Source organism: Halopseudomonas pelagia CL-AP6, assembly GCF_000410875.1.
Taxonomy (GTDB): Bacteria; Pseudomonadota; Gammaproteobacteria; order Pseudomonadales; family Pseudomonadaceae; genus Halopseudomonas; species Halopseudomonas pelagia.
Window position 1 is genome coordinate 1 of record NZ_AROI01000057.1, and the last position, 4,235, is coordinate 4,235.

The window sequence follows — 4,235 nt, forward strand, 5'->3', positions numbered from 1 at the left end:
GGTGCTGACCGGATGCTTACTATTAATCAAGCTTCTACTGGCAGCCTGTCTGTAGCTACGGCTAACCAGAGGGATCATACAAAGCTTGAATCAATTCAATGAAAAAGGGCCGCTATCGATCCGAAGCGGTGGTTTTCCTGGGAAGACCGCCCACTTCTGGCCAAGTGATTCTTCAGTCAGCAATCAGTCTTAGGAACTCATTATATTTCAAAACGGAAAAGCTGCCGCACCGACTCCTGCCAACACAATGGCGAGCAGACTCATGCCGACGATCAATCGTTTGCTCAGAGCCGAATGCTGCAAGCCTAGCTCCTTCAAATGCAGCTCCATTGTTTCAGCTCGCTTTGAAACTACAGCTAACTGAATCAGCCCTAGTTTCGTATATGTTTCCAAGCCTCCATAGGGGCTTGCTGAGCCACTGTGCAGTCCACTTCTGGTCGATAACGGCCTATCATAACAAGCAAGTACGGCCGGAAGCGTAGGCCAGATATGTCGCTACCTAACAGGACTGGTTGAGGGCACGTCGAAATCATCCCCGCTCATTTCCGAATGTAGCCTATGATTCAGCAGTACCTGAATAATCGTTCTGACGGACTCCGGTGATGGAACGATCTTGCCGTTAGCATCGAAGACGATGTTCCAGTTTCTGGTCTGGCTGACATCCCGCAACTTCTCCATGAAGGGTACGTTATTGTAAAAGGCGCGCTCCTGAACAACAGCCATCCGCCTTAGGTGCATGGTGTTGGCGCCAACATGTTCGATTAGCAGAGTGATGTCCGAAAATACACTTTGAAACCCTGCATCCGCCTGGAGCTCCGCGAATGAGGTGATGTAGGTTTGCTTATACTCCAGCAGGGATTCGAAATTTGCTCGGTTAACCACCAAAATATTCTCGTTCAAAACGAAGAAATCGAAGGTCTTACTAATGGAGAGCGTTTCGTCACCGGCAAGATCAAGCCGGTTTTCGTGCAAAACTAGACTGATACGTTTTTTTCGTGTTTTGACCTGCCAGTCTCCTGGGAGCCGGGCAATGCAATACAGCACGTCCTCCCCGTGGGCAAGCCGAACGACGTACCCTAAACTTCCCTGTAAGTCTGAAAAACTGTCGATGAGGCACTCTTCTGGAGGCTGATCGACCGCATCCTGAAGTTGAGGGAACAGTGTTTCGTCAGCCTCCAGAAACAGGCACGACGCCTCATTTATCTGAGTAATCAGATCGTAGTTTTCCACTTCAGCACATCTTCCAACCCGGGTAGCCGCAATATTTTTGAGCTCCGCGATTAGCTCTGGCGTCGCGACGACTGATTGAGCCTTGAAACGCCCAGCTCTGCTTCGGCTTTTCTTGAACGTCCACAGGCTAAGGTTTGCTGCCTCAATATCGAAGTATTGGAGAGCACTAAGGGCTTGTTCGGGGTTCATCAATCTTGCTCCTTTGACAAAATATACATTCCTTGGATATAGCAACACTTGAGAGTGTCATTCGGATAAACCGGCGACTTGGAAAGGGCCATGCGAGTGCGGACATGCTTGGTGGTTACAACATTGAGCTCGTAAAGCTGCCAGCCCATTGCGAGCAGCAGCGGGTTCATCAAGATCTGGCCTGATCGATAGGTAATCAAAAACATCAAAGCCAGGAAAATCACAAAGCCGTAAAACCTGCCGTCAACTCCCAAATCCAAACCCATAAAGGAAACAACGTACGGAAAAACATAGTTGATGAGGTCATTAGGAACAGTCTTGGCATCTTTGACAGTAACTTCATGATCGCTAGGTAAGTTGCGGAGCACCCAGAAGAACATGACCAGGCTGACGGAGCAGAGGACGAAAAAAGTGAGTGAACGACTGCTGTTCTCTAACGCAGGCAATTCGCAGCCGTGCAAAGACCAGCAAACAGATTTTTCCCAGCTAACCTCTGTTATGTCCTGCATCAAGAGGATCACGCTGAGTGGAAAATACGAGCCTAGAAAAAGAAATACAGCAGGTAAGAGCTTGACCTTCATACCCTGTCCTTGGTGGGGGTAAGCGATGCCATCACTATGCATCAGACACCAGGAGTATTAAAAGAAAAATAGCCGAAATGTGTTCTTCCGGTTCTTTCATTGCAATATTTCAATCAGCTGGAGGCAGCATATAACACGCCTGGTGCCTTCTGAATTAGATGACCGAATACGTTGGGCATGACAAGCGCGTCCGCAGCGTGGACCTCCGTTTGGGCTCAGCCTAGTTCGGCCAGGGCGCAAGCCTGAGGCAAAAGCCTTGGATCAGGCCATGGCCTTGATTGCTTGATTCACGGCCCAGGACTGTCATGTCTAAAACCATCTAGCTCACCTTAACGACATAAGCCCGGCAGCATCTGCTGACCGGGCTTTTTTGCGTCTGGAGACATCATGAATAAAACCCAATATTCCCCTTCTCCACTGGCTAACAAGCCTGGTCGTGGCGTGCTACGCCTGGTCAGCACCAAAGATCTAAACCGTGAAGACTGGCTGGATGTGCGCAAGCGCGGCATCGGCAGTTCCGATTGATCTGCTGCTATTGGCCTGAACCCCTACAAGTCGCAGTTGGAGGTGTGGCTGGAGAACCAATCGTGAGCATGCCTAGCCAAGCCCAATCAGGACGCTGACAGCACCCCCGGTGTTTTTGCATATTCCGGCCCATCGTGACCGCCCATTCCGTTTGAACGTGACCGCCTGTTCCGGGCTAACGTGACCGCTCATTCCGTTTTATCGTGACCGATTTTGGGTGATATCCCGGAATCACCGGTCACGATGCCGGAATCGTCGGTCACGTTCCCCCGGAATCACTGCCAACACACTGGAATTCTTCAACTTAATCGCGCATACCGCTTCCTTTTTCCACGAGGAAGAGCGGATGCCGGCTGCGAGGATTTCCATGCGACAGATCACCGAGGTCTTGCGCCTCAAATACGAAGCCGGTCTCAGTCACGAGCGCATTGCTCGTGCCTGCGGACTCTCCAAGGGCGTCGTCGGCAAGTACGTCAGCCTGGCCCAGGTCCAGGGCGTTACCTGGCCACTGCCGAAGGACCTGGACGAGGTTCGGCTGTACGCGCTGCTGTTCCCGGCCAAGGCGCCACCGTCACGCTTTGCCGAGCCCGATTACTTCCAGGTTCATCAAGAGCTCAAGACCAAGGGCGTCACCCTGCAACTGCTCTGGGCCGAGTACGTAGAACGCCACGGCGACAAGGCGTATCGCTACAGCCAGTACTGCCACCACTACCGGCTCTGGCGTGGCCGGCAGCGCCGCAGCATGCGACAGGTCCACCGGGCTGGCGAGAAGATCTTTATCGATTACTGCGGCCCTACTGTGCCGGTGGTGGACCGCTCTACCGGTGAGGTGCGCAAGGCCCAGGTCTTTGTGGCAGTGCTGGGCGCGTCCAGTTACACCTTCGCCGAGGCTACCTGGAGCCAGAGCCTTCCAGACTGGATCGCCTCCCACCAAAGGATGTTCAGGTTCTTTGGCGGGGTACCGGAACTGCTGGTTCCGGATAACCTCAAGGCGGCGGTGACCAAGGCGGACCGCTACAGTCCGACGATCAACGAGACCTATGCTGAGCTGGCCTGCCATTACCAGACGGCGGTATTGCCAGCACGGCCCTACAAGCCCAAGGATAAGGCGAAGGCCGAGACGTCGGTGCTGTTGGTCGAGCGCTGGATCCTGGCCCGTTTACGGCATCAGATGTTCTTCTCCCTGGCCGAACTCAATGCCGCCATTGCCGCGTTGCTACCAGCCCTGAACCAGCGCCCGTTCCAGGGTCGAACCGAGAGCCGTCAGAGCCTGTTCGACGCACTTGATCGACCGGCACTGCGGCCTCTGCCAGTAGCGCCCTATACCTACGCCGAATGGCGCAAGGCCAGGCCAGGCATCGACTACCACATCGAGGTCGACAAACGCCTGTACAGCGTACCTCACGCCTTGGTGGGGCTGGTTCTGGACGTACGGTTAACGGATACCGCCCTGGAGGTCATGCACAAGGGCCAGCGGGTGGCATTACATCCCCGCCACGGGAAGAGCCGCTTCGTAACCCTGACCGAACACATGCCCAAGGCGCATCAGGCCCACAAGGACTGGTCGCCGCAGCGCTTCCTCAACTGGGCCAAGGACATCGGCCCCGGCACGCTGGAGGTGGTGCAGAGCCAGCTCAAGGCCCGCCCTCATCCAGAGCATGGCTACCGCGCTTGTTTGGGATTGCTGAGTCTCAGTCGGCGCTACAGCCG

3 protein-coding genes and 1 pseudogene are annotated in these 4,235 nt (G+C 54.3%); 2 read left to right on the plus strand and 2 right to left on the minus strand.

Annotated elements, in window-relative coordinates; genetic code table 11:
- Positions 1-495: 495 nt before the first annotated feature.
- A complete protein-coding gene (locus tag K787_RS0121330) occupies positions 496-1,419 on the minus strand; it encodes a Kiwa anti-phage protein KwaB-like domain-containing protein (protein ID WP_022964816.1) in 924 nt (307 codons plus the stop codon).
- The gene (locus K787_RS0121335; protein ID WP_022964817.1) at positions 1,419-2,000 is read right to left on the minus strand and encodes a KwaA family protein; all 582 of its coding nucleotides are present in this window, start codon (positions 1,998-2,000) and stop codon (positions 1,419-1,421) included. The genes K787_RS0121330 and K787_RS0121335 overlap by 1 nt, the downstream gene beginning before the upstream one ends.
- Positions 2,001-2,387: 387 nt before the next feature.
- Between K787_RS0121335 and K787_RS25170 the strand changes: the two are divergent.
- Positions 2,388-2,522 (plus strand): annotated as a pseudogene (locus tag K787_RS25170) (alkaline phosphatase); the annotation flags it as partial.
- A gap of 370 nt (positions 2,523-2,892) precedes the next feature.
- Positions 2,893-4,235 (plus strand): IS21 family transposase (gene istA / locus K787_RS0121345; RefSeq protein ID WP_028615186.1); only part of this gene is annotated, 1,343 nt, incomplete at its 3' end.

Coding starts and splice junctions, on each gene's coding strand:
- K787_RS0121335 (WP_022964817.1), bottom strand. CDS start 2,000: ATGAAGGTCAAGCTCTTACCTGCTGTATTTCTTTTTCTAGGCTCGTAT.
- K787_RS0121330 (WP_022964816.1), bottom strand. CDS start 1,419: ATGAACCCCGAACAAGCCCTTAGTGCTCTCCAATACTTCGATATTGAG.